Origin of the sequence: Janthinobacterium sp. LM6 (genome assembly GCF_002002885.1) — a bacterium.
GTDB classification, from domain to species: Bacteria; Pseudomonadota; Gammaproteobacteria; order Burkholderiales; family Burkholderiaceae_D; genus Janthinobacterium; species Janthinobacterium kumbetense.
Genome location: NZ_CP019510.1, coordinates 5,312,260 through 5,335,301, shown reverse-complemented (window position 1 = coordinate 5,335,301; position 23,042 = coordinate 5,312,260). Strand labels below are relative to the sequence as shown.

24 protein-coding genes are annotated in these 23,042 nt (G+C 59.7%); 19 read left to right on the top strand and 5 right to left on the bottom strand.

Annotated elements, in window-relative coordinates; translation table 11 throughout:
* The first annotated feature begins 80 nt into the window (after positions 1-80).
* Positions 81-1,439, top strand: a complete 1,359-nt coding sequence (locus tag BZG29_RS23430; protein ID WP_077407998.1) for a mechanosensitive ion channel domain-containing protein — start codon at positions 81-83, stop codon at positions 1,437-1,439.
* A gap of 133 nt (positions 1,440-1,572) precedes the next feature.
* A complete protein-coding gene (locus tag BZG29_RS23425; protein WP_077407996.1) occupies positions 1,573-2,781 on the top strand; it encodes a fatty acid desaturase in 1,209 nt (402 codons plus the stop codon).
* 140 nt (positions 2,782-2,921) lie between these two features.
* Here the strand turns inward: BZG29_RS23425 and rpmG are convergent, their stop codons facing one another.
* From rpmG to radC, 3 genes are all read right to left on the bottom strand, one after another.
* Positions 2,922-3,089 (bottom strand): 50S ribosomal protein L33, encoded by a 168-nt coding sequence (rpmG, locus tag BZG29_RS23420; protein WP_010400929.1) that lies wholly within the window; start codon positions 3,087-3,089, stop codon positions 2,922-2,924.
* 22 nt (positions 3,090-3,111) lie between these two features.
* Positions 3,112-3,348, bottom strand: a complete 237-nt coding sequence (rpmB, locus tag BZG29_RS23415; RefSeq protein WP_010400928.1) for a 50S ribosomal protein L28 — start codon at positions 3,346-3,348, stop codon at positions 3,112-3,114.
* A gap of 247 nt (positions 3,349-3,595) precedes the next feature.
* Positions 3,596-4,270, bottom strand: a complete 675-nt coding sequence (gene radC, locus BZG29_RS23410) for a DNA repair protein RadC (RefSeq protein ID WP_077409258.1) — start codon at positions 4,268-4,270, stop codon at positions 3,596-3,598.
* Between the two features lie 245 nt (positions 4,271-4,515).
* Here radC and BZG29_RS23405 point away from each other — a divergent pair, with 245 nt between their 5' ends.
* From BZG29_RS23405 to BZG29_RS23370, 7 genes are all read left to right on the top strand, one after another.
* Complete coding sequence (locus BZG29_RS23405; RefSeq protein ID WP_171985093.1) at positions 4,516-6,393, top strand: LamG-like jellyroll fold domain-containing protein; 1,878 nt, start codon at positions 4,516-4,518, stop codon at positions 6,391-6,393.
* A 134-nt stretch (positions 6,394-6,527) separates the two neighbouring features.
* A complete protein-coding gene (locus tag BZG29_RS23400; protein WP_070224501.1) occupies positions 6,528-6,983 on the top strand; it encodes an FKBP-type peptidyl-prolyl cis-trans isomerase in 456 nt (151 codons plus the stop codon).
* Positions 6,984-6,992: 9 nt separating this feature from the next.
* Positions 6,993-7,940: a 4-hydroxy-3-methylbut-2-enyl diphosphate reductase gene (ispH, locus tag BZG29_RS23395; RefSeq protein WP_077407990.1), complete on the top strand. Its 948-nt coding sequence runs from the start codon at positions 6,993-6,995 to the stop codon at positions 7,938-7,940.
* 297 nt (positions 7,941-8,237) lie between these two features.
* Positions 8,238-9,167, top strand: coding sequence for a branched-chain amino acid ABC transporter permease (locus BZG29_RS23385; protein WP_077407985.1), 930 nt, complete (start codon positions 8,238-8,240; stop codon positions 9,165-9,167).
* A 22-nt stretch (positions 9,168-9,189) separates the two neighbouring features.
* On the top strand, positions 9,190-10,407 hold the full coding sequence (locus BZG29_RS23380) for an ABC transporter ATP-binding protein (protein ID WP_077407983.1): 1,218 nt from the start codon (positions 9,190-9,192) through the stop codon (positions 10,405-10,407).
* Between the two features lie 13 nt (positions 10,408-10,420).
* On the top strand, positions 10,421-11,194 hold the full coding sequence (locus BZG29_RS23375; protein ID WP_077407980.1) for an ABC transporter ATP-binding protein: 774 nt from the start codon (positions 10,421-10,423) through the stop codon (positions 11,192-11,194).
* The gene (locus BZG29_RS23370) at positions 11,191-11,910 is read left to right on the top strand and encodes an ABC transporter ATP-binding protein (RefSeq protein WP_077407978.1); all 720 of its coding nucleotides are present in this window, start codon (positions 11,191-11,193) and stop codon (positions 11,908-11,910) included. The genes BZG29_RS23375 and BZG29_RS23370 overlap by 4 nt, the downstream gene beginning before the upstream one ends.
* Before the next feature lie 139 nt (positions 11,911-12,049).
* Here BZG29_RS23370 and BZG29_RS23365 read toward each other — a convergent pair whose 3' ends face one another.
* Positions 12,050-12,616, bottom strand: a complete 567-nt coding sequence (locus tag BZG29_RS23365; RefSeq protein ID WP_077407976.1) for a phasin family protein — start codon at positions 12,614-12,616, stop codon at positions 12,050-12,052.
* Positions 12,617-13,032: 416 nt separating this feature from the next.
* Between BZG29_RS23365 and BZG29_RS23360 the strand changes: the two genes are divergently transcribed.
* From BZG29_RS23360 to pbpG, 3 genes are all read left to right on the top strand, one after another.
* A complete protein-coding gene (locus tag BZG29_RS23360; RefSeq protein ID WP_070224559.1) occupies positions 13,033-13,884 on the top strand; it encodes a DMT family transporter in 852 nt (283 codons plus the stop codon).
* Between the two features lie 25 nt (positions 13,885-13,909).
* Complete coding sequence (locus BZG29_RS23355) at positions 13,910-14,629, top strand: nitroreductase (RefSeq protein ID WP_077407972.1); 720 nt, start codon at positions 13,910-13,912, stop codon at positions 14,627-14,629.
* A 177-nt stretch (positions 14,630-14,806) separates the two neighbouring features.
* The gene (gene pbpG, locus BZG29_RS23350; protein WP_077407970.1) at positions 14,807-15,880 is read left to right on the top strand and encodes a D-alanyl-D-alanine endopeptidase; all 1,074 of its coding nucleotides are present in this window, start codon (positions 14,807-14,809) and stop codon (positions 15,878-15,880) included.
* Between the two features lie 153 nt (positions 15,881-16,033).
* Here pbpG and BZG29_RS23345 read toward each other — a convergent pair whose 3' ends face one another.
* Complete coding sequence (locus BZG29_RS23345; protein ID WP_034747499.1) at positions 16,034-16,813, bottom strand: IclR family transcriptional regulator; 780 nt, start codon at positions 16,811-16,813, stop codon at positions 16,034-16,036.
* A gap of 151 nt (positions 16,814-16,964) precedes the next feature.
* Here BZG29_RS23345 and BZG29_RS23340 point away from each other — a divergent pair, with 151 nt between their 5' ends.
* The 7 genes from BZG29_RS23340 (at position 16,965) to BZG29_RS23310 (ending at position 23,036) form a co-directional block, all read left to right on the top strand.
* A complete protein-coding gene (locus tag BZG29_RS23340) occupies positions 16,965-17,348 on the top strand; it encodes a diacylglycerol kinase (RefSeq protein WP_077407968.1) in 384 nt (127 codons plus the stop codon).
* A gap of 260 nt (positions 17,349-17,608) precedes the next feature.
* A complete protein-coding gene (locus tag BZG29_RS23335) occupies positions 17,609-18,613 on the top strand; it encodes a sulfate ABC transporter substrate-binding protein (RefSeq protein ID WP_077407966.1) in 1,005 nt (334 codons plus the stop codon).
* 53 nt (positions 18,614-18,666) lie between these two features.
* Complete coding sequence (locus BZG29_RS23330) at positions 18,667-19,233, top strand: alpha/beta hydrolase (protein ID WP_077409257.1); 567 nt, start codon at positions 18,667-18,669, stop codon at positions 19,231-19,233.
* A 45-nt stretch (positions 19,234-19,278) separates the two neighbouring features.
* Positions 19,279-19,917, top strand: coding sequence for a peroxiredoxin (locus BZG29_RS23325; RefSeq protein ID WP_034785187.1), 639 nt, complete (start codon positions 19,279-19,281; stop codon positions 19,915-19,917).
* 314 nt (positions 19,918-20,231) lie between these two features.
* Entirely contained in the window at positions 20,232-21,041 is an 810-nt protein-coding gene (cysT, locus tag BZG29_RS23320; RefSeq protein WP_099408869.1) for a sulfate ABC transporter permease subunit CysT, read from the top strand.
* Positions 21,038-21,964 carry a sulfate ABC transporter permease subunit CysW gene (gene cysW / locus BZG29_RS23315; protein WP_077409256.1) on the top strand — a complete coding sequence of 309 codons (927 nt, stop codon included), beginning with the start codon at positions 21,038-21,040 and terminating at the stop codon, positions 21,962-21,964. Before cysT ends, cysW begins: the two co-directional genes overlap by 4 nt.
* 1 nt (position 21,965) lies before the next feature.
* Positions 21,966-23,036 (top strand): sulfate ABC transporter ATP-binding protein, encoded by a 1,071-nt coding sequence (locus BZG29_RS23310; RefSeq protein WP_035821525.1) that lies wholly within the window; start codon positions 21,966-21,968, stop codon positions 23,034-23,036.
* The last annotated feature ends 6 nt before the right edge of the window (positions 23,037-23,042 follow it).

The window sequence follows — 23,042 nt, the reverse complement described above, 5'->3', positions numbered from 1 at the left end:
CCAGCCCGCCTGGCGGCATGGGCCTAGCCCCTCCGTATCACCTCCGTCCCACCCGTCTCACCTTCCGGACCGCATCCGCCATGAATGAAACCCCGCTGCTCAACCTGATCACTGATTTTGTCGATGATTTCCGCCAACCGGCCATCCTGTGGCAAGCGCTGGTCATCGTCGGCTGCCTGGCGCTGAGCTGGCTGCTGGTGCGGCAGTTGCGCGTGTTCCTGCATCAGCGGGCGGAAGCGGCCACGGTGCCGGCCACGCCGGAAACCTTGCAGCGCACGGATAGTTTCATCCGCATTTTGACGCCCGTGCTGGCGGCCATGCTGCTGGGCATTGCGCAGCATTTCCTGGCCAAGTTCCAGTCCGTGAACCTGCTCAGCATCGCCATCCCCCTGTGCACCTCGATGGCGCTGGTGCGCTTCGGCTTTTACGTGTTGCGCCGCATTTTTGCCCGCCATGGCGACATCAGCCCGACCATGTTGCTGCTGGAAAAGATCTTCACGGTGGTGGTGTGGGCCGGCATGGCCCTGTACATCACGGGCCTGTGGCCGGAACTGCATGCCTTCCTGGAAAACATCGTCGTGCCGCTGGGACGCAACAAGGTGTCAGTGGCTGCCATCTTGCAAGCCGCTATTTCGGTGGCCGTGCTGCTGGTGCTGGCCATGTGGGCCGGCACTTCGCTCGACGAGCGCCTGATGAAAATGCAGGGCTTGCACACTTCCTTGCGCGTGGTGCTGTCGCGCATGGGGCGCGCCGTGCTGATCCTCGTTTCCGTACTGGTCAGCCTGTCGCTGGTGGGCATCGACTTGACGGTGCTGTCCGTGTTCGGCGGCGCCTTCGGCGTGGCGCTGGGTTTCGGCTTGCAAAAGATCGCCGCGAACTTCGTGTCCGGTTTCATCATCCTGCTGGACCGCAGCCTCACCATCGGCGACATGATTACGGTGGGTCAATTTACGGGCAAAGTCACGCAGATCAATACGCGCTATACTGTGTTATTGGGCGGCGATGGCGTTGAATCCATCGTGCCGAATGAAATGCTGATTTCCGGCGGCGTGCAGAACATGTCGCTGAGCAACCGCATGGTCTGGCTGTCGACAGCCGTGTCGGTGGGCTATGAAACGGATCTGGATGTCATCTTCCCCTTGCTGGAAGCGGCGACGGCCAAGGTGCCGCGTGTGTCGCAAAGCAATCCGCCATCGGCCACCCTCGTGCGTTTCGGCGCCGACGGCCTCGATGTGCAGATCGGCTTCTGGATCGCGGATCCGGAAAATGGCACCGGCGGCGTGAAGTCGAATGTGAACCGCGCCATCTGGCGTACCTTGCAGGAACATAAGGTCACTGTACCGTTTCCGCAACGCGAATTGCGTATTGTTGGTACGCCTCCTGCCCCGCTCGCCAGCGCGGCAGAGGGTGAGTCCGCCCCATCCGGCACCCAGCCTTAACCTCGCTGCCTGCCTCCGTTTTTGCCTGATAGTACCCATTAGGGCGTACAATCACGCCTAAAATTAACTCTGCCGGACCTCCAGAGTCACTGGAGCGACCGTGCGCACGCCCTGTCCACTTGGAGTAGTAGTAATGACATTGAGTTCCGTTTTACACGACGTTTTGCAGTTCATGGCAACTGGCATTACCGATCTGTCCGCATGGCAAGTTTTCCTGTACACCATGGTGGTCACGCATATCACCATCGCCAGCGTCACGATTTACCTGCACCGCCACCAGGCCCACCGGGCGCTGGAATTGCATGCGATCCCCAGCCATTTCTTCCGTTTCTGGCTGTGGCTGACGACGGGCCAGGTGACCAAGGAATGGGCGGCCATCCACCGCAAGCACCACGCCAAGTGCGATACGGAAGAAGATCCGCACAGCCCCGTGACGCGCGGCATCAAGAAAGTCTTCTGGGAAGGCGCCGAGCTGTACCGCGCTGAATCGAAGAACATGGAAACCATGGCGAAATATGGCCACGGCACGCCGACGGACTGGATCGAGCGCAACCTGTACACCAAGTACAGCTGGCTGGGCGTGGTGTCGCTGTTCGTCATCAATTTCATTTTGTTCGGCGTGATCGGCATTTCCGTGTGGGCCGTGCAAATGATGTGGATCCCGATCACGGCGGCCGGCATCATCAACGGCATCGGCCACTACTGGGGCTACCGCAATTACGACTGCGCCGATGCGGCCACCAACATCATTCCCTTCGGCATCCTGATCGGCGGCGAAGAGTTGCACAACAATCACCATACGTATGCGACCTCGGCCAAGCTGTCGTCGAAATGGTATGAAATCGATATCGGCTGGGCGTATATCCGCGCGCTGGAAATGCTGGGCCTGGCCAAGGTCAAAAAACTGGCGCCGGCGCCGAAGTTCTCTCACGGCAAGCTGGAAGCGGACTTCGAGACCTTGCAGTCCGTCATCGCTAACCGCTACGACGTGATGGCCAAGTACGCGAAATCGATCAAGCATGCCTGGAAGGAAGAGCTGGAGCACCTGAAGCACAAGGCGGAACTGGAAAAGCGCTTCCTGAAATCGTCGCGCAAGCTGATGCAGCGCGAGCCGGGCAAGCTGGCCGATGCGCACCATGAGCAACTGTCGGAATTGTTCCAGCACAGCAAGGCGCTGGAAACCATGCACCATATGCGCGTGGAGCTGGGCGCCATCTGGGAACGTTCGCACTTTACGCGTGAACAATTGCTGCAAAAGCTGCAAGACTGGTGCACGCGCGCCGAAGCGTCGGGCATCAAGTCGCTGCAGGATTTTTCCTTGCGCCTGCGCAGCTATGCCTGATTAGCCTATTGCGCCATATCAAGGCCCTGGATTCCAGGGCCTTTTTTTCGTCCCGGCACAAGGGGAGAGCGGCGAGATGAAAATCAGGGCGAAAAAAAACCGCTCATCGGAGCGGCTCTTTTTACAGAACACAATATCAATTACTTGATTTTGGTTTCTTTGTACGTTACGTGCTTGCGTGCTTTAGGATCGAATTTCATGATCTCCATTTTCGCAGGCGTCGTACGCTTGTTTTTGGTGGTCGTGTAGAAGTGACCCGTACCGGCGGTCGATTCTAACTTGATTTTGTCGCGGCCTGATTTTGCCATGATAGCTCCCTTATTCTGCTAATTAGACTTTTTCGCCACGAGCGCGCATATCGACCAATACGGCGTCGATGCCGACTTTATCGATGACGCGCAGACCGGCGTTGGACAAACGCAGGGAGACCCAGCGGTTTTCAGATTCAACAAAAATACGACGATTCTGCAAGTTAGGCAAAAAACGACGTTTGGTTTTGTTGTTTGCATGGGAAACATTGTTGCCGACCATCGGCTTCTTCCCAGTGACTTGGCAAACACGTGCCATGGCGCACTCCTTAAAGATATTCCAAATTGGAAAAACGAGAGTATATCCAAAATAAGCCGATTTATCAATGACTTGCGAAAAACAATTGTGTCATGATGTATTGAAATAATTTAACAATTTGACTTTTCCCCTTCTTCATAGGGGAAGGCACTGGTAAACAGCGCTGTTTACTGTTAGATAAGCGTCTCGCTGCTGTCACGTATGTCCTTGTTTACACATGGTTAACTGCCGCCTGGCCAGCCCCGGCCTAGATCTGGCCGTGTTCCGCGAACGAATGTACGTGCCGTCCGGCCACGACGAAATGGTCGAGGATGCGCACGTCCACCAGCGACAACGCTTGCGCCAGCGCGCGCGTCAGCAATAGATCCGATTCGCTGGGTTCCGGCGCGCCGGACGGGTGGTTGTGCGCCAGCATGACGCTGGCCGCGTTGTGCAGCAGCGCCTGCTTGACGACTTCGCGCGGATATACGCTGGTGTGGGTGAGGGTGCCGCGAAACATTTCCTGGGTCGTGATCAGGCGGTTCTTGACGTCCAAAAACAACACGTGGAATGCTTCATGCGCCAGGTGGCCCAGGGTCAGGCGCAGATAGTCTTTCACCGCATGCGGCGAATTGAGGGCTTGCCCCGCCTGCAAGTCTTCGATGATGGCGCGCCGCGCCAGTTCCAGCACCGCTTGCAGCTGGGCAAACTTGGCGCTGCCCATGCCGTGCACGGCGGAAAAACTCACGAGGCTGGCCCCAAACAGGCCCCGCAGGGAGCCGAAGTGCTCGACCGTGTCGCGCGCCAGCTCCACGGCGCTCTTGCCGCGCACGCCCGTGCGCAGGAAGACGGCGAGCAATTCCGCGTCCGACAGCGACTGCGCGCCATCCTCGATCAGGCGTTCGCGCGGCCGTTCGCCGGCCGGCCAATCCTTGATGCCCATCATGCCTCCCGTTCGCGCCAAGCTCGTCGTGGCGCCTGCCGATGATTGTCGCGCCTTCCCCGGGCGGCCATGCTGCGCTAGCTCGTCTTCATGGCGAATCATATGAAAAAAACAAAAACCAAGATGCCCGGCCTGGCCATTTTCAGGCGCTATGATTTGCCTGTCGTTGCATTCCATGCAAGTTGCAGCGACGGGGAGTCAGGGCCCTGAACTCAATGTCTTCCACTTGTTTTACAGGAGTCGTCATGCCGTACATCAAAGTTATCAATGGAGTCATGCAAGAGTTCAACGCCGCCGGCGTCAACACGGGCAAGGTCAGCGGCATCGGCCTCAATTCGCACGCGTATCTGGAGCGCCGTCGATGGAGCGCTACTGCACTGCCGACGCCGGACGTGAAGAATCCCGATTACAGCACTGATTTGCCATATCTTGCCGCCAACGGCTTCAAGTACATCCAGGTGATGCTGGCGCCATTCAACGGCAGAATGACAAGTGACTCGGGCTATCAGGTCTGGGACTACGTTGTCGGCAATCCAACGTTTGCAACCGACAACACGCTAACCGCGCTCAATATCAATCCCGAATACTGGGCAGCGGTGCAGGCGCTGCTCGATTGCGCGCTGGCCAATGGCATCGGCATCATCGCCTGCCCATTCTGGAATCCCTACGCCGTGCCGGAATTGGTGGGCGAAGCGGGCCCTGAGGGCGCTACAAAAGACGAGCAGGCCGCAGCCGCGCGCGCCGCACTGGTCAATCCACAATCGAAAACACGCCGCTACATGCGTGCCTTTGCCCAGGCGTTTGCGCAGCGCTACAGCAACCACGCCGGCATCGCCGCCTGGATGGCTGCGCAGGAACTGATGGCCGTGACCGAGATTGACTTGAATGCCGCCCGTGAAATCATCCAGGAGACGGCGCAATTGCTGCGCGACAATGATGCACTGGCGCGGATGATTTCGTCCGGCAATGCCGGAATCCCCTCCTATACACCGCGCAAGGCTACCCTCGAACAATACATTACGGAAACCCTGCCATTCATGAATCCGGATCCCGTCGACTGTCTTTGCGAAAACCTGTTCCCGGGTAACGAATATGTCAGCAGCGGCCTGACTGACAGTGCGGATTTGCCATCCGATTTCGTTTCGTCTTCGCTCGCTTATCTGCAAGTGATGCAGCGCGCGGCCAAGAACTTGGGCAAACCGTATTACCTTGGCAGCTTTTGCCTGTCGAAAAAGCAAGAGCTGGCGTTGCAAGATACCGAGCGGCAAGACAACTTGCACGCGTTGCTGAGCGCCATACGCCGTACGGGCGTGCAACTGGCGTGCTACTGGGACTGGAATGGGGGCAAGTCGATGGAAGACAAAGGTCTGAACCTGGTGCAGACACCGGCCTACAGCAACGGACGCAAGGCGGTCTGGGACGCCTTGCGCGGCGAAGATGCCATGCGGCCGGCACCACCCAAACCGTGCTTCGGCGTGACGAAGGCCTTGCAATTCCAGCCTGGCCTCCTGCTTGCCGTGCCATCGTCCGTACGCTACGAGAGCGCGGATTTTTCGCTGTCGTATTGTATCCGGCAGCAGGCTTTCACCTCGACCAAGGATATCGACCATGCTTTCATCAAGCGTCAATCGAATAGCAAAGGATGGGCGCTGCTGCAAAAGTTTATTACTACGCAGAACTATCTGAGCACCTACCTCCAGTTATGGGGTGGAAATGCCGTGAGCTCAAACAGCAATGGCCACGGTGTGGACGTGGATATCACCAACCGCTGGCTGCGCTGCACTTACACCGTCAAGCATGATGGTTCCATCAGCCTGTACGTCGACGATTTTCTCATGCACCAAGGGAATAAAATGCCGCAGCCATTCGTGAACGCCGCCGGCACCCCGCTGGTGATCGGCCGCGCCGTCAATGCGCTGGAGCAGGGCGCGCCCGCCTGGCAGTTGTCGGATGTCATCCTGTACGACCGCGTGCTGACGCCGAAGGAAGTGTATGACTATGGCCAGTATGGCATCGTGCACCGGCCCGTGGGACGCTGGAAACTCGACGGCAACCTGGAAGACAGCTCCGGCTTCGGCAATCATGCCAGCACGGCGGGCGGGTTGACGTACGTCAACGTCTGATTCGCCGATTCGACGTCGGATGTGTTGCGCGGCCATGTTTTTTGACAAAAGCATGGCCGCGCCGAGATGGCATGGGGCGCGCTGGCTCAGGGTGGCTTACAATATCGTTTTGCACCAGTTACTTGAAAACTACTATGTCCAACGAGCAACCAGCAGTCGTCACCGAAGCGGCTTACCTCACCCTGCATTATCGTCTTGCCACTGTTGACGGTACTGACATTGTCACGACCTTCAGCGGCAATCCCGCGACCTTGATGCTGGGACAGGGCCAGCTGGCGCCGTTCCTCGAGCAGCGCTTGCTGGGCTTGCCTGAAGGCACGCACCAGACGTTCGAGCTGGCGGCCGGCGAAGGCTTCGGCGAGCGCAATCCCGAGCTGGTGCAGTCCGTCTCGCGCGCCACGCTGGACGAGAACTCCGTGCCGGGCGCCGACTACAAGATCGGCGACCTGGTCGACTTCGCCGCGCCGGGCGGCGGCCGCTTTGCCGGCGTGCTGCGCGAAATGCGCGAGGACTCGGCCCTGTTCGACTTCAACCATCCGCTGGCTGGCCAGCCGCTGCGTTTTGAAGTCAAGCTCATCTCGGTCCTGTAAGGAGTAGCGATGGATAAGGAACTGTTACTGGCCCAGCCCCGCGGCTTTTGCGCTGGCGTCGACCGCGCGATCGAAATCGTCGAGCGCGCCCTGCAGCAATTTGGCGCACCGATCTATGTGCGCCATGAAATCGTCCACAACGCCTATGTGGTGGCCGACTTGCGCAACAAGGGCGCCATCTTCATCGACGACCTCGATGACGTGCCTGCTGGCAATACGCTCGTGTTTTCCGCGCATGGCGTGTCGAAAGCCGTGCGCGCCGAGGCGGAATCGCGCGGCCTGAGCATTTTTGACGCGACTTGCCCGCTGGTCACCAAGGTGCACATGGAAGTGAGCAAGATGCGCCGCGAAGGCCGCGAGATCATCATGATCGGCCACGACGGCCATCCCGAGGTGGAAGGCACGATGGGCCAGGCCGATATGGGCATGCATCTGGTGGAAACGCTCGACGATGTGGCGAAATTGCAAGTTGCCAATCCGGAAAGCCTGGCCTATGTTTCGCAAACAACGTTGTCAGTTGACGACACTAGCGACATTATTGCGGCCTTGAAAGCGAAATATCCGAATATCGCCGAGCCGAAAAAAGGCGACATCTGCTACGCCACCACCAACCGCCAGGAAGCCGTGAAATTCATGGCCCCGCAAGTGGAAGTGGTGATCGTCGTGGGCAGCCCGAACAGCTCGAATTCGAACCGCTTGCGCGAAGTGGCCGAGAAGATGGGCACGCCTGCCTACATGGTCGACAATGCCTCGCAAATCGACCCGGCCTGGCTGGAAGGCAAGCTGCGCGTGGGTGTGACGGCCGGCGCCTCGGCGCCCGAGGTGCTGGTGCAAGCCGTCATCGACCGCTTGAAAGAGTGCGGCGTGAAGAGCGTGCGCCCGCTCGACGGCGTGCAGGAAGCCGTCACGTTCCCGATGCCGAAAGGCCTCGATGGCCTCAAGCGCGACGTCGCCTGAGTCTGCAGGGCGATTGAGTATCGGTGAAATAGTTACCTCAAAACCGAATTTAATTCGGAAATGATCGATTTATTCCAAGCTTAGTTTTTGCAAAAGATCGTTATGATTGCCTCAAGCTTGAATATGTTGTCGTTATGACTAAGCAAGGTCACGCCCTTTTTCAGTGCGTGCACCATGCTGGTGAGAACGGTCCAGGGATGGCACTGCAGGAATTCTTCCTCCGGTGCCGTTTTTGTATCAGCGACCCATGTTCTGGCGGAAGTTGTTCCCGAAAAATGCATATTTGATAGGGCAATCATGGATACATTCATCCAGCAGATCATCAACGGCTTGGTGTTGGGCAGCATGTATGCCTTAGTCGCCCTCGGATACACCATGGTGTATGGCGTCTTGAATCTGATCAACTTCGCCCACGGCGACGTGCTCATGATCGGCGCCATGGTGGGCTTGAGCATTCTCAAGCTGCTGGGTATTTATGTGCCGGACTGGCCCGGCTATTTGAAACTGGCCACCGCCATCCTCGGCGCCATTCCCATCTGTATTCTGGTCAACATCATCATCGAGCGGGTCGCCTACCGCCGCCTGCGCAACGCCCCCCGCCTCGCCCCCCTGATTACCGCCATCGGCGTCTCCATCCTGCTGCAAACCTTCGCCATGATGATCTGGACACGCAATCCCTTGCCTTTCCCGCAATTGCTGTCGACCGATCCCATCAACATAGGCGGCGCCGTGATTTCGCAAACGCAAGTACTGCTGCTGGCCCTGGCCGCGCTGTCGATGGGCGGATTGGTGTTGCTGGTGGAAAAAACGAAAATGGGCCGCGCCATGCGCGCCACGGCGGAAAACCCCCGCGTGGCGGGCCTCATGGGCGTCGATTCCGACAAGGTCATCGTCGCCACCTTTGCCATCGGCGCCGCGCTGGCTGCCGTGGCGGGCGTGATGTGGGGCGCCAATTACGCGTCCATCCAGTTCTCCATGGGCGCCATCCCCGGCTTGAAAGCCTTCTGTGCGGCCGTGCTGGGCGGCATCGGCAATATCTACGGCGCCATGCTGGGCGGTGTCTTGCTGGGCATTATCGAGAGCCTGGGCGCCGGCTATATCGGCGACATCACGGGCGGCTTTCTGGGCAGCCACTACCAGGATATCTTTGCCTTCGTCGTGCTGATCATCGTGCTGACCCTGCGCCCGTCCGGCATCATGGGCGAACGAGTGGCCGACCGTGCCTGATGTGAAACTGGGAGACTGAATCATGGCACTACTCGATTTTGACGCTAAGAAAAATCCGACCAAAGCCTACGCCGGCATGCTGGGCCTGGCCGCGCTGCTGATGGTGTTCCCGTTTTTTGCCGCACAGTTCGGCAACTCGTGGGTGCGCATCATCGACATGGCCTTGTTGTACATCATGCTGGCCCTGGGCTTGAACATTGTCGTCGGCTTCGCCGGCCTGCTCGACCTCGGCTACATCGCCTTCTACGCCGTGGGCGCCTACCTGACGGCCTTGCTGGCGTCGCCCCAGTTCGCCATCCTGCTCGAATCGGTGGTGAACCAGTATCCGGTGCTGGGTGCATCCCTGGTGCAGCTGATGGGCCCGGAAATCCGCGAAAACGGCATCCACCTGTCGATCTGGCTCATCGTGCCGCTGGCCGCTGCCGTGGCAGGCCTGTTCGGCGCCCTGCTGGGTGCGCCGACGCTCAAGTTGCGCGGCGACTACCTGGCCATCGTGACGCTGGGCTTTGGCGAGATCATCCGCATTTTCATGAACAATTTGAACGACCCGATCAATTTCACGAATGGCCCGCAAGGTATCAATCTGATCGACCCCATCCGCATCTTCGGCGTCAACCTGGCGGGCGAGGCGGGCACCAACAGCACCGTCACGGTGGCCGGTTTTTCCATGCCGTCCGTCAACGCTTATTACTTCCTGTTCCTCTTCCTGTGCATCGCCGTCGTGTTCGTCACCAAGCGGCTGCAGCATTCGCGCCTGGGCCGCGCCTGGGTGGCCATCCGCGAAGACGAGATCGCCGCGAAAGCCATGGGCATCAACACGCGCAACGTCAAATTGCTGGCCTTTTCCATGGGCGCCTCGTTCGGCGGCGTGGCCGGCGCCATGTTTGCCTCGTTCCAGGGCTTTGTCTCGCCGGAATCGTTTTCCTTGACGGAATCGATCGCCGTGCTGGCCATGGTGGTGCTGGGCGGCATCGGCCATATCCCCGGCGTCATTCTCGGCGGCGTGATCCTGGCATCCATTCCCGAAGTGCTGCGCCACGTGGTGGAGCCGGCCCAGCAGGCGCTGTTCGGCCACGTGGTGATCGAGGCGGAAGTGCTGCGCCAGCTGCTGTACGGCCTGGCCATGGTGTTGATCATGCTCAACCGTCCAGCGGGCCTGTGGCCATCGCCGAAGCACGAAGACCGGCCCGACCATGATGTGGATCAACCCAACAAATCAACCGGCGTCGTGTCCGCTTAAGGAGGCAAGTACCATGAGCGAACAGATCATCTTGAATATTGCCGGCGTAAATAAACGTTTCGGCGGCTTGCAGGCGCTCACCGACGTGGGCATTACCATCAAGCAAGGCCAGATCTACGGCTTGATCGGCCCGAACGGCGCCGGCAAGACCACTTTCTTTAACGTGATCACCGGCCTGTACCAGCCCGACACGGGCACCTTCGAGCTGGCCGGCAAGCCGTATTCGCCGTCCGCGCCGCACAAGGTGGCCAAGGCGGGCATTGCGCGCACCTTCCAGAACATCCGCCTGTTCGGCGACATGACGGCGCTGGAAAACGTCATGGTGGGGCGCCACGTGCGCTCGCACCAGGGCGTGTTCGGCGCCATCTTCCGCCACAAGGCGGCGCGCGAGGAAGAGGCGTCGATCCGCAAGCGGGCGATGGAGCTGCTCGATTTCGTCGGCATCGCCCAGTTCGCCAACCGCACGGCGCGCTTCTTGTCGTACGGCGACCAGCGGCGCCTGGAAATCGCCCGCGCGCTGGCCACCGATCCGCAACTGCTGGCGCTCGACGAGCCGGCGGCCGGCATGAACGCGACGGAAAAGCTGGCTTTGCGCGAGTTGCTGGTAAAAATCAAGGCGGAAGGCAAGACCGTGCTGTTGATCGAGCATGACGTGAAACTGATGATGGGACTGTGCGACCGCATCACGGTGCTCGAGTATGGCAAGCGCATCGCGGAAGGCTTGCCGGCCGAAATACAACAAAACCAGGCCGTCATCGAGGCTTACCTGGGGGGATCGCACGCATGAGCAATATATTGAAGGTGGCGGGCCTGCACGTGGCCTACGGCGGCATCAAGGCGGTGAAAGGCATCGACCTGGAAGTCAACGAAGGCGAGTTGATCGCCCTGATCGGCGCGAACGGCGCCGGCAAGACGACGACCTTGAAAGCCATCACGGGCACTTTGCCGGCCTGCAAGATCGAGGGCACGATCAGCTACCTGGGCGAATCGCTGAAGGGCACGAAGTCGTTTCACCTGGTGGAAAGGAAGCTGGCCATGGTGCCGGAAGGGCGGGGCGTGTTTACGCGCATGTCGATCCGTGAAAACCTCATGATGGGCGCTTACACGCGCACGGACAAGGCCGGTGTCGAGGATGACATCGCCAAGTGGTTCGACGTGTTTCCCCGCCTGAAGGAGCGGGCGGCGCAGATGGCCGGCACCCTGTCCGGCGGCGAGCAGCAGATGCTGGCCATGGCGCGCGCCCTGATGAGCCATCCGAAGCTGTTGCTGCTCGACGAGCCGTCGATGGGCCTGTCGCCCATCATGGTCGAGAAAATCTTCGAGGTGATCCGCAAGGTGTCGTCCGAAGGCATCACGATTCTGCTGGTCGAACAGAATGCCCGCCTGGCCCTGCAGGCGGCGCACCGCGGCTATGTGATGGATTCCGGCCTGGTCACCATGGGCGGCAACGCGGCCGCCATGCTCGACGACCCGCGCGTGAAGGCGGCGTATCTGGGGGAGTAATGGCGGGAAAGTAAACGCGCATAAAAAATGCCCCAGCTGGGCTGGGGCATAATGGCATCCGTCGGGGAAGTGCGGGATGGATGCCTGGAGGAGCTGGTACTAAAGTAAAACAGCGGCCGCCGCAGCGGCCGCTTGGTAATTACTTGGCAGCCGTGCGCGGCACGATTTTTTCAGCCGCTTGCGTGAACTGGTTCACGGCCGACGTCAGGTTCGCTTCGATGGCTTCGACGGCTTGCTTGCTGGTTTTCGAGAATTGCTCGTAGCCTGCATTGGCGTTGCCGATGGCGCTTTTCAGGATGGCGACGGCGTTTTCCGAACCGGCTGGCGCGTTCTTGGTGACTTCTTCCACCAGGGACAGGACTTTACGGTTGGTTTCAGCGATTTGCGATTCAGCAGCTTTGCTGAATTCGGCTTGCGTGCCCGACGTGATGGCAGCCAGGTGACGGCCGTAAGCGATGGCTTTTTCGGCGCCAGGCTGGGCTTGGGCAGCGGTCAGCGAGAAGAATTCTTGTGGGTCTTTTGCCGACAGCAATTGCTTGGCGGCGGCAGTCGATTCTTCCAGCGTTGCCTTGGCAGCGGTCAGATTCAGTTCGACGATCTTTTCGATGCCTTCGAAGGCCTTGCCCGTCAGCGACGAGAACAGGGCGAATTGGGCTTCCAGGTTGGCTTTGGTAGCGGACGAAAATTGCTCAGGAATTGAAAACATATAAATCTCCAAAAAATCGAAATCTGGTTAATTTGATGCTGCGTGTACCGTTTGGGAAAGCAGGTGAATCTAAATTTTTCAAGCTGAACAAGAATTGTGCAACGCAACAAACCCTATTCTACGGCGAAAAAAACGTAAGTCAAGCGATTCTTGTGCGATGCAACAATTGAATAGATTTGCATCAAAAGTCATTGTTTCTAAAGAGAAATATTTGATTTCTACCTGTTAATGGTTTGTGCTTAAACTATCGTTTCCAGTGCCTGCGGGGACGATCGCGGCGCAGCATGCTAGACTTTGCCTCCCGCACTGGGCAACGCCCCGGTGCCGATCCCGTTTCCCGAGTCGATACCATGTCCAATCTTCCCGCCGCGGCTGGCGCCAGCGGCAAAGCCTCTTTCCTGACCACGGTGGCGCCGATGGCCTTGCCCGGTTTCTTCGTGTTGTTATGGAGCACAGGTTTTATTGTGGCCAAGTTCGGCTTGCCCTACGCGCCGCCGCTGACTTTTTTGCTGCTGCGCTTCCTGGGCGTGCTGGTCATTTTGTTGCCGCTGGTGTTGCTGTTGCGCGCGCCGTGGCCCGTGGGCCAATTCCGCCAGATCGCTGTGGCCGGCATCCTGATGCAGGCCGGCTACCTGGCCGGCGTGTGGTGCGCCATCAAGCTGGGCATGCCGGCCGGCCTCTCTGCGCTGATCGTGGGCATGCAGCCCGTGCTGACGGCCTGCGCCGCGCCCCTGATCGGCGAATCCGTGCGCCCGCGCCAGTGGCTGGGCCTGTTCTTTGGCTTGCTGGGCGTGGCCCTCGTCGTGTATGCGAAGATCAACCTCGTTGGCCTGACCGTGGAAAGCGTGCTGCTGTGCGTGTTCGCGCTGCTGTCGATGACGGCCGGCACCATGTACCAAAAACGCCACTGCCCGCAATTTGACTTGCGCACCGGCACGGTGGTGCAGTTTGCCGCCTCCATCGTGGTGGTCTTGCCATTTGCCCTGTATTACGAAGGATTGGACTTGCATTTCAGCAATGTTCAATGGACGGCGAATTTCATCGGTGCCTTGCTGTGGTCGGTGCTCGTGCTGTCCATCGGCGCCATCTTCCTGCTGTTCGCGCTGATCCGACGCAGCGATGCGACGAAAGTGACGGGCTTGCTGTACCTGACGCCGCCCACGACGGCCGTGATGGCCTGGCTGATGTTTGGCGAAGCCTTTAATATGCTGGGCATCGCCGGCATGCTGGTGGCCGTGGTCGGCGTGGTGTTCGTGGTCAAGAAATAATAAGCTATAGCGGGAGAGCAGGGCAGTGAACAAGCAAGCATTGGAAACACAGGCGGCGCAGCAAGCCGTCGATAGCGTCATCCTGTCGCGCCGCTCGATCCGCGCCTTCTTGCCCACGCCGGTGGCGCAGGACGAGATCGCGCGCATCCTGGAAGTGGCGGCGCGCGCGCCTTCGGGCGCCAACATGCAGCCGTGGAAAGTGTATGTGCTGTCGGGCGAGGCCCGTCTGCGCCTGTCGCAGCGCATCCTGGCCGCCTACGCCGCGCCGAAGGCGCCCGATGCGCCCGCGCGCACGGCGTCGTATACCTATTACCCGCGCCAGTGGACGGCGCCGTTCATCGAGCGCCGCCGCAAGATCGGCCTGGATCTGTACCAGCTGCTGGGCCTGGAGCGGGGCGACACGGCCGGCATGGCGGCCCAGCATGGGCGCAATTTCCAGTTTTTCGATGCGCCCGTGGGCCTGATCTTCACCATCGAGCGGGTACTGGAACAGGGTTCCTGGCTCGACTACGGCATGTTTTTGCAAAACATCATGCTGGCGGCGCGCGCGCGGGGACTCGACACGTGCCCGCAAGCGGCCTTCATCCATTACCATGACATCATCCGCGACGAACTGGGCGTGCCGGCAGGCGAAATGGTGGTGTGCGGCATGGCCCTCGGCTATGCCGACCCGGACAAGGTCGAGAACCGCCTGAACACGGAGCGCGAGCCGCTGGCCGGCTTTGTTAAATTCATGGACAAATAGACATTACTGGTGACGGGCGGAGAAAAACAGCCGGCTAAGGATGAGTTTGTTTGCTGATCACCAACGTTTTGTATTTCATTGCTGCAATAAATACTGTCCTAACTGTTAAATAGGCTTGCGATTGCTCTGCATTTCGCTACACTGCAATAAGGCAACAGCTTCACGGGGAATTATCGAATGGCTAAGTTTAAACTTGCGCTGGGTATCCTGGCTTCCCTGCTGTTTGCACTGGCGCCGGCTGCGGCCGTGCACGCCAAGGAAGCGAACGGCAAATCCTCAGCCTCGAAGAAACACAACACCAAGAAAATCAAAGTCGTGCTGCGCAAGGGCGCGACGGCCGCGCCGCGCGAAAAGACCGTGCGCCGGGTCGTCATGGTGCGCGGCAAACGCAAGGTCATCTATCAAAAAGTCAGCAGCGTGGCCGTGCCCATGGCCGCCCCGATGCCCACCATGGGCGACCTGGCCGGCCTGAACCTGACACGCGATCCGCTCGACCTGAAGTCCAGCGTGGCGCTGGTGCTGGACCAGGCGAATGCGGAAGTGTTGTTTGAAAAGAATTCCAATGTTGCCTTGCCCATCGCCTCCATCACCAAGATGATGACGGGCCTGGTGGTGGTCGAAGCGCGCCAGGACATGGATGAAGTGCTGACGATCACGGACGAGGACGTCGACCGCGCCAAGTTCAGCAGCTCGCGCCTGAAAGTGGGCTCGCAATTGACGCGCGCCAATATGCTGCACATCGCCCTGATGAGCTCGGAAAACCGCGCCGCCTCGGCACTGGGCCGCAATTATCCGGGCGGTTTGCCGGCGTTTGTCGACGCCATGAACAGCAAGGCGCGCCAGCTGGGCATGATGGATACGCATTACGTCGATTCCAGCGGCTTGTCGAAAATGAACGTGGCCAGCGCGCGCGACCTGGGCAAGCTGGCCATGGCCGCTTTCCGCCATCCGCTGCTGCGCGAATACTCGACGGACCCGAAAGCCATCGTCGAAGCCAGCGGCCAGCCCATGCAGTTTGGCAATACGAATCACCTGGTGGCCAATCCGGGCTGGGAAATCGGCTTGCAAAAGACGGGCTTCATCAATGAGGCGGGACGGTGTCTGATGATGCAGGCCGTCATCGAAGGACGGGCCGTGATCATGGTCTTCCTCGATTCCAAGGGGAAACAGTCGCGTACGGCCGATGCGGGACGCATGCGCAAGTGGCTGGAAGCACTCAAGCCTGCCAACATGAGCTTGCCCGGCGGTTAATGCAGAGGGTTATCGTTACGACGCCTGACAAAACCGTAGCGAGCGGTAGTGATTTGTGGCTAAGAAGCGCCCCCGTACTCTGTACGGGGGCGCCGAGCCGGTGAGCATCGCAGGCCGCAAAGCGCGCCGCGTAGTAGGTTTGGTCAGGCGTTCTCAGTCTTGGGGAATGAATCCCAGGGTCACGGAAATCTGGTTCGCCGTTTCCACCAGGTCCACCAGCCACTCATCCTGCAGGCGGTCGGCCGGGGCCGAGATCGACAGGCCGGCGATCAGCTTGCCTGTATCGTCGCGGATGCCGGCGGCCATGCAGCGCACGCCCAGCTCCAGCTCTTCATTGTCGCGCGCATAGCCGCGTTCGCGCACCAGGCTCAGCTCGCGCTCGAGTTTTTGCAGATCCGTGATGGAATTCTTGTTGTGCCCGGCCAGGCCCGTGCGCGTGGCGTAGGCGCGGATGGCTTTCGGCTCGTCCACGGAGAGGAACAGCTTGCCCGTCGAGGTCAGGTGCAGCGGACCGCGGCCGCCGATGGCGCGCACCACCTGCATGCCCGAGCGCTCGGAAAAGGCGCGGTCGATGTAGACGATCTCGTCGCCCTGGCGCACGGACAGGTTGATGGTTTGCTGGGTTTTCTTGTGCAGCTGGCGCATGAAGTCCAGCGCCGCTTCGCGCACGCTGAGGCGGCTTTTCACCACATTGCCCAGTTCCAGCAGGCGCATGCCCAGCCGGTACGTGCCCGGTTCGATGCGGTCGACGAAGCGCGTCAGCACCATGTCGTTGAGGATGCGGTGCGCCGTCGAGGGGTGCAAGCCGGAAACCTTGGATAATTCCTTCAGGCTGACCGGGTCGGAATATTTGGCCAGGGCATCGAGCAGGGCGACCATGCGTTCGATCACCTGGATCGTCGTCTTCGGGGCAGCGACCGGTTCAATTTTCATGATGGATTTGGTGCAATGCAGTATTCATGCTTCTTTATACCATGATGTGAAAAAATAGTGAAATGTTCCGAGATATTCAGCGAATAAATGGTCACACTGCTATGTCGCCCCCATAATGTGCCCACTGCACTTGCTTTACATATGGAAAACTATGCAACCTGTAAACGAATTCAAAAGTAAAAGCGGCTTGAAACGGATTTTTTCCGCTTTTTTCTACTCGCTCGATGGCTTGAAAGCGGCCTGGCGCCATGAACACGCGTTCCGCCAGGAACTCGGTTTGTTCGTCGTCGGCACCGTGATCGCCTTGTTGCTGCGCATCTCCGCCTTTGAAAAACTGGTGCTGATCGGCGTGCTGCTGCTGGTGCTGATCGTCGAACTGATCAATTCCGCAATCGAAGCCGTGGTCGACCGCATCTCGCTGGACCGCCATCCGCTGTCGAAAAACGCCAAGGATTTCGGCAGCGCGGCCGTGCTGCTGACCTGCATCCTGGCCTTCGCTACCTGGGCTGTTGTCCTGTTCAACCGTTTTTATTGAACACCTGTCAAAACCTACTGCGCGTCGGTATAGGCAGCCTGTGATGCTCACTGTGCGCTCGCACAGTTGCGCTTCTCGACCGCCTCTCCCTTCCGCTCGCTACGGTTTTGTCAGGTGTCCTTGGTCTTAACCGCTAAATCCCCGTTGCGCGCCGTCCATATGCGAAAAATGTATATCAAACGGCGAAACGCTTCGTTCTCTTTGCGGCCATAGCGCCGTAATCTGGTGGCTCTGAAAGTTCAACCACACGGGGATCTTAGATGCTGTCGAAAAAAATCATCACTGCCGCCGCCATCAGCGCGTTTGCCCTTCTGCAAACGGCGCAGGCTGCCGATATCACCCTGCTCAACGTGTCATACGACCCGACGCGCGAGCTGTACCAGGATGTGAATACGGCGTTTGCCAAGGAGTGGAAAGGCAAGACGGGCGACAACGTCAAGATCAAGCAATCGCACGGCGGTTCCGGCAAGCAGGCGCGCGCCGTCATCGACGGCCTGGAAGCGGACGTGGTGACGTTGGCCCTGGCCTACGACATCGACGCGCTGGCCGAGCACAAGCTGCTGGCCGCCGACTGGCAAAAGCGTTTGGCGCACAACAGCTCGCCTTACACCTCGACTATCGTGTTCCTGGTGCGCAAGGGCAACCCGAAAGGCATCAAGGATTGGAACGACCTGATCAAGCCGGGCGTGTCCGTCATCACGCCGAACCCGAAAACCTCGGGCGGCGCCCGCTGGAACCATCTGGCCGCGTGGGGATACGCGCTGCGCCAGCCGGGCGGCAGCGAAGCGAAGGCCAAGGATTTCCTCGGCAAACTGTATAAAAACGTGCCCGTGCTCGATTCCGGCGCGCGCGGCGCCACCACCACATTCGTCGAACGGGGCATCGGCGACGTGCTGATCGCCTGGGAAAACGAGGCTTACCTGGCCGTCAAGGAACTGGGTCCGACCAAGTTCGACATCATCACGCCATCCGTCAGCATCCTGGCCGAGCCGCCCGTCGCCGTCGTCGACAAGTTTGCCGACAAGCACGGTACGCGCAAGGTAGCCGAGGCTTACCTGAACTACCTGTACACGGACGAAGCGCAAGACATCATCGCCAAGAACTACTACCGTCCGGCAACGGACAAGGCGGCGAAGAAATACGCGTCCCAATTTGCCAAGGTCAACCTGTTCACCATCGAGCAAGTGGCGGGCGGCTGGACGGCGGCACAGAAGGCGCACTTTGCCGACGGCGGCATCTTCGACCAGATCTATCAGCCGAAGTAATCTTCACCGGCAGGCGGCAACGCTTGCCGGAATCGATCACGCAAGGACACATCATGGCGCTGCGCAGCTTTTCCGATTACCGGGTACTGATCGTGCCGGGCTTGCATAACAGCGGTCCCGAGCATTGGCAGAGCCGCTGGCAGCGCCTGTATCCGCAATTCGAGCGGGTCGAGCAGGATGACTGGAACGCTCCCGACCTGGCCGCCTGGTCGGCGCGCCTGGACCAGGTACGGCGGCAGGATGCGCGCCCGACCCTGATCGTCGCCCACAGCTTCGGCTGCCTGACGACGGCGCACAGCCTGGCCCGCGACCCGCAGGGCGTGGCCGGCGTGCTGCTGGTGGGGCCGGCCGATCCCGACAAGTTTGGCGTGGCCAAGGCCTTGCCGCAAAAGCGGCTGCCTTGCCCCGGCATCCTGATCGCCAGCCAGACGGACCCGTGGATGACGGCCGAACACGCGGCGCAGTGGGCACGGCGCTGGAATTGCAAGTATATTGATGGCGGTGCGCTGGGCCATATCAACGCCGAGTCGCGCCTTGGTGACTGGGTCTACGGCCAGGCGCAACTGCAAACACTGTTTGATCTGGCGCAAAGCGACAAACGCCACCGTCAGGCAGCCTGATTCGACGCACATCCCATTGCCACACAACCTCTCAAGGAGATCACGATGACTTTACGCCTGGGCGATGTCGCCCCTGATTTTGAACAAGACAGCTCGATCGGCCCCCTCAAGTTCCACGAGTGGGCGGGCAATTCCTGGGTGGTGCTGTTTTCCCACCCGGCCGACTTTACCCCCGTGTGCACGACGGAACTGGGCCTGACGGCCAAGCTCAAGCCGGAATTCGACAAGCGCAACGTGAAGGCCATCGCCCTGTCCGTGGACGCTGCCGAGTCGCACAAGAGCTGGATCAAGGATATCGAAGAGACGCAAAACACGGTGGTGGGCTTCCCCATCATTGCCGACGTCGACAAGAAAGTGTCGGTGCTGTACGACATGATCCACCCGGAACAGTCCGTCACGGCCACCGTGCGCTCCGTCTTCATCGTCGACCCGAACAAGAAAGTCCGGCTGATCCTCACGTATCCGCTGAGCACGGGCCGCAACTTCAATGAAATCCTGCGCGTCATCGATGCCCTGCAGTTGACGGATGGCTACACGGTCGCCACGCCCGGCAACTGGAAAGATGGCGACGACGTCATCATTCCGCTGACCGTGCAAGACCCGGACGTGATCAAGCAGAAATATCCGAAGGGCTTTACGGCCGCCAAGCCGTACTTGCGCCTCACGCCGCAGCCGAACAAATAAGAGCATCGTAAGAACGGGGTCAGACCCTATGGGTCTGACCCCAGCCGTCAAGGTGTTGGGTTAAGTGTGTGCCCACCCCAACCCTACCCCAAGAGCCGGGGTCGGACCCGCAGGGTCCGACCCCTTTTTTTCGCCCATAGATTCTGCTGGCAAGTATGCAAAATCCATCTAAGCAAATGAGAAATGGTTAGTTCTTTTTATAACGAATGCATGTGATTATTGCACTCTATAACTCAAAAATGTAATAAGAAGGAGTTTCTATGTCTGCAGCATCAGCAGCACCGCTCAAGGCGCGCGGAGCGCCGTTTCGGGTCATGCCGGGGTTTAAGCTGTCACTGGGCTTCACGCTCTTTTACCTGGCCTTGATCGTTCTCATTCCGCTGTCGTCGGTGTTCCTGAAGACTTTCACCATGACATGGGACGCCTTCTTCAGCGCCGTCACGTCCGACCGGGTGATGGCGTCGTACCGCCTGACGTTTGGCGCTTCCCTGATCGCCGCCCTGTTGAACGTGGTGTTCGGCGGCATCCTGGCCTGGGTGCTGGTGCGCTATAAATTCCCCGGCAAGCGCATCATCGACGCGCTGGTCGACTTGCCGTTCGCCTTGCCGACGGCCGTGGCCGGCATCACCCTGACGGCTTTGTATTCGTCGAACGGCTGGTTCGGCCAGTTCATCGAAGGCGTGCTCGGCATCAAGGTGGCGTTCACGCCGCTGGGCGTCGTGGTGGCGCTGACCTTCATCGGCTTGCCCTTCGTCGTGCGCACCGTGCAGCCGGTGCTGGAAGACGCGGAAAAGGAACTGGAAGAAGCGGCCGCCAGCCTGGGTGCCAATTCATTGCAAACGTTTATCCGCGTCATCTTCCCCACGATCTTGCCTTCCTTGCTGACGGGCTTTGCGCTGGCCTTCGCCCGCGCCACGGGCGAGTACGGTTCCGTGATCTTTATCGCCGGCAACATGCCGATGGTGTCGGAAATCACGCCGCTGTTCATTATTACCAAATTGGAACAATACGATTACGCAGGCGCCACGGCCATCGCCGTGGTGATGCTGGTGGTGTCTTTCCTGCTGTTGTTGACGATTAACCTGCTGCAAGCATGGACGCGCGGAAAGGCGAAGAAATCATGAGTACGAATACGACTACCGTCGCTGGCGTGGACAATGCACGCCCGGCAGTGCGCCGCTTCGAGCCGAATGTCGGCCCCGTCGTGCTGGAACCGTTGTGGGTGCGCACGGTCCTGATCACCGTCGCCTTGCTGTTCCTGACGGCTTTCCTGATCGTGCCCCTGGTGGCCGTGTTCGCGGAAGCGTTCAAGAAGGGTTGGGAAGCGTATATCGCCGCCATCATCGATCCGGACGCGATTTCCGCCATTAAATTGACCCTGATCACGGCCGCCATCGCCGTGCCGCTGAACCTGGTGTTCGGCGTGGCCGCTTCCTGGTGCATCGCCAAGTTCGAATTCCGCGGCAAGAGCATCTTGCTGACCCTGATCGACTTGCCGTTTTCCGTCTCGCCCGTGATTTCCGGCCTGATCTATGTGCTGATGTTTGGCGCCCAGGGCTGGTTCGGCCCGTGGCTGCAGGCGCACGACATCAAGATTTTGTTCGCCGTGCCCGGCATCGTGCTGGCCACCATCTTCATCACTTTCCCGTTCGTGGCGCGTGAATTGATCCCGCTGATGCAGTCGCAGGGCAGCGAAGAGGAAGAGGCCGCCATCGTGCTGGGCGCCTCGGGCTGGAATACCTTCCGCCGCGTGACTTTGCCAAATATCAAGTGGGGTCTGCTGTATGGCGTGATCCTGTGTAACGCCCGCGCCATGGGCGAGTTCGGCGCCGTGTCCGTCGTGTCTGGCCATATCCGCGGCGAAACCAACACCATGCCGCTGCAGGTGGAGATTCTGTACAACGAGTACAACTTCGCCGCCGCGTTTGCCGTCGCCTCCCTGCTGGCCCTGCTGGCGCTGGTGACACTGGCCTTGAAAGCTTTCATTGAGTGGCGTTTGAACGAGAGCAACGCCGACGATTCCGCCTTACGTTCCACGGAGCACTGATATGACCATCGCAGTTAAAAACATCAATAAACGCTTCGGCGATTTCGTCGCCCTCGACAATATCTCGCTGGACTTTCCCGCCGGCGAATTGACGGCCCTGCTGGGCCCGTCGGGTTGCGGTAAAACAACCTTGCTGCGCATTATTGCTGGCCTGGAACATCCTGACAGCGGCCAGGTGCTGCTGGACGCGGAAGACGCGTCGAACCGCCACGTGCGCGAGCGGCAAGTGGGGTTCGTGTTTCAACACTATGCGCTGTTCAAGCACATGACCGTGTTCGAGAACGTGGCGTTTGGCTTGCGCGTGAAGTCGCGCAGCGAGCGCCCGTCGGAAGACCAGATCCGTCGTAAAGTGAAAGATTTGCTGGAGCTGGTGCAGCTCGATTGGCTGGCCGACCGCTATCCGCCGCAGCTGTCGGGCGGACAACGCCAGCGCATCGCCCTGGCGCGCGCGCTGGCCGTCGAGCCGCGCGTGCTGCTGCTCGACGAACCGTTCGGCGCCCTGGATGCCAAGGTGCGCAAGGAATTGCGCCGCTGGCTGCGCCGCCTGCATGATGACTTGCACGTCACCAGTATTTTCGTCACGCATGACCAGGAAGAGGCGCTGGAAGTGGCCGACCAGGTGGTACTGATGAACAAGGGTACGGTCGAGCAACTGGGTTCCCCAGAGCAAGTCTACAACCACCCGGCGTCGCCGTTCGTCTACGGTTTCCTCGGCAACGTCAACCTGTTCCACGGCCGCGTGCACGACGGCGTGATGGCCACGGGCGACGCCAGTTTCGAGGTGCCCGATTACGCGGGCGTGAGCGACAGCAAGGGCACGGCCTATGTGCGTCCGCACGACCTGGAAATCGACCGCTACACGCAGGGTGCGGAAGGCATCGTCGTGAAACTGAGCCGCGCGCATGCCATCGGCCCGCTGGCCCAGCTGGACTTGCAGCGCGTCGATAACAGCGAACTGATCGAAGCGGTGATGTCGAACGAGCGTTTTACCCATCTGCAGCTGAAGGAAGGCGAGACATTAGTTGTCCGTCCGAAACGCCTCCATGTATTTGTTGAACCCACCCGAACTTGATACAGG

Coding starts and splice junctions, on each gene's coding strand:
- BZG29_RS23430 (WP_077407998.1), top strand. CDS start 81: ATGAATGAAACCCCGCTGCTCAACCTGATCACTGATTTTGTCGATGAT.
- BZG29_RS23425 (WP_077407996.1), top strand. CDS start 1,573: ATGACATTGAGTTCCGTTTTACACGACGTTTTGCAGTTCATGGCAACT.
- rpmG (WP_010400929.1), bottom strand. CDS start 3,089: ATGGCAAAATCAGGCCGCGACAAAATCAAGTTAGAATCGACCGCCGGT.
- rpmB (WP_010400928.1), bottom strand. CDS start 3,348: ATGGCACGTGTTTGCCAAGTCACTGGGAAGAAGCCGATGGTCGGCAAC.
- radC (WP_077409258.1), bottom strand. CDS start 4,270: ATGGGCATCAAGGATTGGCCGGCCGGCGAACGGCCGCGCGAACGCCTG.
- BZG29_RS23405 (WP_171985093.1), top strand. CDS start 4,516: ATGCCGTACATCAAAGTTATCAATGGAGTCATGCAAGAGTTCAACGCC.
- BZG29_RS23400 (WP_070224501.1), top strand. CDS start 6,528: ATGTCCAACGAGCAACCAGCAGTCGTCACCGAAGCGGCTTACCTCACC.
- ispH (WP_077407990.1), top strand. CDS start 6,993: ATGGATAAGGAACTGTTACTGGCCCAGCCCCGCGGCTTTTGCGCTGGC.
- BZG29_RS23385 (WP_077407985.1), top strand. CDS start 8,238: ATGGATACATTCATCCAGCAGATCATCAACGGCTTGGTGTTGGGCAGC.
- BZG29_RS23380 (WP_077407983.1), top strand. CDS start 9,190: ATGGCACTACTCGATTTTGACGCTAAGAAAAATCCGACCAAAGCCTAC.
- BZG29_RS23375 (WP_077407980.1), top strand. CDS start 10,421: ATGAGCGAACAGATCATCTTGAATATTGCCGGCGTAAATAAACGTTTC.
- BZG29_RS23370 (WP_077407978.1), top strand. CDS start 11,191: ATGAGCAATATATTGAAGGTGGCGGGCCTGCACGTGGCCTACGGCGGC.
- BZG29_RS23365 (WP_077407976.1), bottom strand. CDS start 12,616: ATGTTTTCAATTCCTGAGCAATTTTCGTCCGCTACCAAAGCCAACCTG.
- BZG29_RS23360 (WP_070224559.1), top strand. CDS start 13,033: ATGGCCTTGCCCGGTTTCTTCGTGTTGTTATGGAGCACAGGTTTTATT.
- pbpG (WP_077407970.1), top strand. CDS start 14,807: ATGGCTAAGTTTAAACTTGCGCTGGGTATCCTGGCTTCCCTGCTGTTT.
- BZG29_RS23345 (WP_034747499.1), bottom strand. CDS start 16,813: ATGAAAATTGAACCGGTCGCTGCCCCGAAGACGACGATCCAGGTGATC.
- BZG29_RS23340 (WP_077407968.1), top strand. CDS start 16,965: ATGCAACCTGTAAACGAATTCAAAAGTAAAAGCGGCTTGAAACGGATT.
- BZG29_RS23335 (WP_077407966.1), top strand. CDS start 17,609: ATGCTGTCGAAAAAAATCATCACTGCCGCCGCCATCAGCGCGTTTGCC.
- BZG29_RS23330 (WP_077409257.1), top strand. CDS start 18,667: ATGGCGCTGCGCAGCTTTTCCGATTACCGGGTACTGATCGTGCCGGGC.
- BZG29_RS23325 (WP_034785187.1), top strand. CDS start 19,279: ATGACTTTACGCCTGGGCGATGTCGCCCCTGATTTTGAACAAGACAGC.
- cysT (WP_099408869.1), top strand. CDS start 20,232: ATGCCGGGGTTTAAGCTGTCACTGGGCTTCACGCTCTTTTACCTGGCC.
- cysW (WP_077409256.1), top strand. CDS start 21,038: ATGAGTACGAATACGACTACCGTCGCTGGCGTGGACAATGCACGCCCG.
- BZG29_RS23310 (WP_035821525.1), top strand. CDS start 21,966: ATGACCATCGCAGTTAAAAACATCAATAAACGCTTCGGCGATTTCGTC.